Annotated in this window: 4 protein-coding genes; 1 reads left to right on the top strand and 3 read right to left on the bottom strand. The window is 47.1% G+C overall.

What is annotated here, in order from left to right; translation table 11 throughout:
• The 3 genes from gatB to gatC all read right to left on the bottom strand — a co-directional run.
• The coding region (gene gatB, locus EBR25_12540; protein NBW41813.1) for an Asp-tRNA(Asn)/Glu-tRNA(Gln) amidotransferase subunit GatB at nt 1-1,238 on the bottom strand (1,238 nt) is incomplete at its 3' end.
• Between the two features lie 27 nt (nt 1,239-1,265).
• Nucleotides 1,266-2,723, bottom strand: a complete 1,458-nt coding sequence (gene gatA, locus EBR25_12535) for an Asp-tRNA(Asn)/Glu-tRNA(Gln) amidotransferase subunit GatA (GenBank protein ID NBW41812.1) — start codon at nt 2,721-2,723, stop codon at nt 1,266-1,268.
• A 41-nt stretch (nt 2,724-2,764) separates the two neighbouring features.
• Nucleotides 2,765-3,082, bottom strand: a complete 318-nt coding sequence (gatC, locus tag EBR25_12530) for an Asp-tRNA(Asn)/Glu-tRNA(Gln) amidotransferase subunit GatC (GenBank protein ID NBW41811.1) — start codon at nt 3,080-3,082, stop codon at nt 2,765-2,767.
• A gap of 405 nt (nt 3,083-3,487) precedes the next feature.
• On the opposite strand from gatC, the gene EBR25_12525 reads away from it, so the two are divergent.
• On the top strand, nt 3,488-4,380 hold an 893-nt coding region (locus tag EBR25_12525), incomplete at its 3' end, for an FAD-dependent oxidoreductase (protein ID NBW41810.1).

Below are 4,380 nucleotides of genomic sequence, written 5' to 3'. Positions count from 1 at the left end.
TGCTCTAGTCCACGTGAACGAATGATCTCACTTGGAGCCCCACCAGTCTTAAAAGCTTCCTCGAACACATCCTTCGCCATTTTTCCACTAATTGAGCCCTGGTCGATAAGACGAATGAGCTCTCCAAGATGTTGTGCAGAGATTGGGGATTCCGCAGTTGAGAGGCCGTCTTTTTTTAATAAGCCAAAGAGCTCGGATGATATCCAATTACATGCGGCTTTCGCATTTTTACAGACACCGAGACACTCCATGAAGTATTCAACATCATCTCGTTCTGCCGTCAGGACGCTTGCATCGTAGCTACTCAGGTCAAGCTCTTCCATTAAGAAGACTCTTAGCTCCTCTGGTAGCTTAGGCATATTTGAACGAACCTTCTCAATCCAACTCTCTTCAACAACAAGTGGCGGAAGATCCGGATCGGGAAAATAACGATAGTCAGCAGATTCCTCCTTCGAGCGCATTGGATGGGTTGTTCCTGTAGCGCTGTCAAAAAGCCTCGTTTCTTGTACTACCTTGTCGCCAGCTTTGAGAATCGCCAGTTGGCGGGCGATTTCATAGTGTAGAGCCCGCTCGACGAATTTAAAGGAGTTAATGTTTTTTACTTCGGTTCGAGTTCCGAATTTAAGTTCTCCTTGAGGTCTCAACGATATGTTTGCATCACACCTTAAGCTGCCTTCCTCCATGTTTCCGTCGCTTATTCCGAGATAGCGCGCTATCTGACGGAGCGTTTTAAGGTAAGCGCCTGCTTCAGCCGGAGACCGGATGTCGGGCTCTGAAACAACTTCCAAGAGAGGAACGCCGGCACGATTCAAATCAACAAGTGAGGCTTTTGTTCTTGGATCGTGGATATTTTTCCCAGCATCCTCTTCCATATGGATTCGAGTAATACCTACGGTTCGCTCGATTTCCTCTGTCCGAATAATGAGTTGTCCATGTTCACAAATTGGCTCATCAAATTGAGATATCTGATATCCCTTTGGGAGATCTGGATAGAAGTAATGCTTACGCGCGAAGCGGTTGAATCGGCGGATTTCACAGTTGAGCGCAATTCCCAACATGATAGCACTTTCAGCTACTTGCTTGTTCAAAACCGGTAGGCTTCCCGGGAGTCCAAAGGTAAGGGGATCGATGTTCGCATTTGGATCAGCCCCGAAGGCAGCTGATGCACGTGAAAAAATTTTCGACTCAGTTGAGAGTTGTATGTGAACTTCAAGACCGATGACTGTTTCGTAATCCATGGGAGGTATTTCCTTCATTCAGAGTATCTATTTTGGACTTTGCAAGTGCCAGTCTGTTTCTCTCTGGTATGCTTGGGCTACAGACAGAAGTCGGTGTTCGTCCCAAGCAGGTGAAATAAGCTGCAGCCCGACGGGAAGCCCTTGGCTGTCGAATCCGCACGGAATGCTCATAGCAGGAATTCCTGCGAGGCTCGCCGGAATAGTGAAAATATCGGCCAGATACATCTGGAGTGGATCCGCCGTCTTTTCTCCAATGCCAAAAGCGGTATCTGGCGTCGTCGGGCAGATGATGATGTCACAGTCATTCTGAAATGTCTGATGGAAATCCCGCTGAATCAAAGTTCGAACTTTTTGAGCCTTTTTGTAGTAAGCATCGTAGTAACCTGAGGACAATACATAGGTTCCGATAAGGATACGAAGCTGTACTTCGTCTCCAAATCCTTCGCTACGAGAGCGTGTATAGAGATCGGCCAGGTTTGTGATATTTGTAGCTCTTTGCCCATAACGGACGCCATCAAATCGGGCGAGGTTAGATGATGCTTCTGCAGGTGCTACCACGTAATATGTCGCAACAGCGTACTCGGTATGAGGGAGCGATACCTCAACTCGCGTTGCACCAAGTTTTTCGAGTTGTTGAATGGCCTCCTCGACCCGTTGCGAGACCTCGGGATTAATCCCAGTGAGAAGATACTCTTTTGGAACGCCAATACGGAGCCCTGAACAAATATTCTCTAGAGGTTCTTCCCATTTCGTAACGGGCTGCTTTACTGATGTTGAGTCTTTTCTGTCATATCCAGCCATCAGGCGAGCAAGTAATGCACAGTCTTTTGCACTTACTGCCATCGGGCCGGCTTGATCCAACGAAGAGCCGAAAGCGATTAATCCGTATCGACTAATGCGTCCGTATGTCGGTTTCAGACCCGAGATGCCACAAAATGCCGCTGGTTGGCGAATCGAACCTCCAGTATCTGTTCCCAGTGCTCCCTGGCAAAGATCGGCAGCAACCGCAGCCGCGGAGCCTCCGCTTGATCCACCTGGAACTCGTGTTGTGTCCCACGGATTTTGCACGACGCTGTAGGCCGAGTTTTCATTTGAGGAGCCCATCGCAAATTCATCGAGGTTCGTTTTTCCAAGTGAGAAGGCCCCCGCATCAAATAGGTTCTCAACACATGTAGCAGTGAATGGCGAAGAGTAGCCCTCAAGAAACTTACTGCCACACGTTGTCACGCCACCTTCGATAGTAAAAATATCTTTAATGCCGAGAGGTGCTCCACGTAATGGATATTCCTCGGTTGGCCCCCCGAGCTCATCTGCTGCCTTCGCAGCCCGAAGTGCTGATTCCCGATCGACCGAAATGAAAGCACCAAGTGAAGTATGCTCTTCAATGCGTTCGAGAAGTGCTTGGGTAAGCTCAACTGATGAAATTTCTTTTTTTGAGAGTTTCTCAAGAGTATCAGTGAGCGTTACGCGGTGAGACTCAGACATATGGTTTCTCCAGTAAACGGAATTTCTCTCATTACTAGCGGTTAATGGGATTCTTGATCGATAACCAATGGGACTTTAATAAAATTTCCAGAACGTTCGGGAACATTTGCAAGTATCTGCTCTTTGTTTTCATACTCCTCAGATTCGTCCTCGCGATATGCATTTACCGCACCGTGGACGTGGCTAAGGGGTTCAACTTCATCAGTGTCTACCTCATTAAGCTGTTCAATATACGACAATATGTTCGTGAGTCTCTCGCTGACAAGTGCAGTGCGTTCTTCAGGAATAGTGAGTCGAGCAAGATTGGCTATCTTTTTCACCTGATTCGTATCGATCACGATATTTTTAGAATTGCTCATAGTTCGTTTACTTTTTATCTCAACCCGTTCGTCTTCTATCCCTTGCTGTGTTCTCTGCACGTTCCACTGCTACGGAATCTTTACTGCTACGGAATCTTTACTGCTACGGAATCTTTACGAAGAGAATTCCCTCAAGCCGTTTACCCGCCGGCCTCCCTTCTGATTCTTCAGGTGAGGCCTTTGCAGCCCGAAAGGAGTCTGAAACGAAGTTCTACTCTTTTTCGCATCTTTTAACTCCCTATAGCGTTATACTGCGGGTTTGTGAAAAAATAAAGAATCACATGTGCTTAGTATGGGGGTATCTATTTGATTTAGGAACCGTTTCGCCCACACTATCATCCCACAAATAAGGTAGGCATCCTCTCAATAAGAGAGGAGGATGCAGAATACGGGTCTTCTCACAGAATGGCAAAACAGGGTTCTAAAAAGAAGTTCGACTATGATCTGCTCGTAATTGGGTGTGGTCCAGCTGGCCAAAGAGCTGCGGTACAGGCGGCAAAGCTCAAGAAGCGAGTTGGGGTTATCGATAAGCGTGAGGTCGTAGGGGGCGTATGCGTTCATACTGGGACTATCCCGAGTAAGTCTTTTAAGGAGGCCGTAGTATTTCTCTCTGGCTACCGGCAGAGAAGCGTTTATGGAGCTGGATATCGGGTAAAGAGCGATATCGAGATGTCTGACTTGACCTTTCGTTGTCACCGAATCACACAGATTGAAATCGATGTCATTCACCACCAGCTTCAAAGAAATGGCATTGATATCATTCCCGGACACGCTTCCTTTGTTGATGAACATACGTTAGAGATTCAGTCCAGTGGCGGAGTAATAAGAAAGAGCGCTGAGATTATTCTGATTGCAGTCGGTGCTCGACCACGAAGACTTCCAGAAGTTCCGTTTGATGGCAGCCACATCTTTGACAGTGATGATATCTTGGAGATGTCTCGCATTCCAAGGGATCTCGTGGTGGTAGGTGGCGGGGTCATTGGGACCGAATACGCATCCATGTTCGCAGCGCTTGGTGTGAATGTCACTATTGTTGATGCTAGAAAACGATTACTCGGTTTTGTTGATGAAGAGATTATAGAAACACTTCAATATCAGCTCCGTTCACTTGGGGTCACACTTCGACTCGGAGAAGAAGTAGCGGCATGTGAACTCAAAAAAGATTCGAATCAGGTCATAACGCGATTAAATAGCGGTAAAGTACTTGTTTCTGATGCACTCCTATTTTCCGCTGGTAGAGTAAGTGCGACGGATGATTTATCGCTCGATAACATTGGGCTCGTACCCGATGAACGAGG

The organism is bacterium (genome assembly GCA_009926305.1).
GTDB lineage: Bacteria > Bdellovibrionota_C > UBA2361 > UBA2361 > RFPC01 > RFPC01.
This window is presented reverse-complemented; position numbering and strand designations above follow the sequence as displayed.

Bases quoted from the DNA above. Each gene is read 5' to 3' on its own strand.
- gatA (NBW41812.1), bottom strand. From the start codon at position 2,723: ATGTCTGAGTCTCACCGCGTAACGCTCACTGATACTCTTGAGAAACTC.
- gatC (NBW41811.1), bottom strand. From the start codon at position 3,082: ATGAGCAATTCTAAAAATATCGTGATCGATACGAATCAGGTGAAAAAG.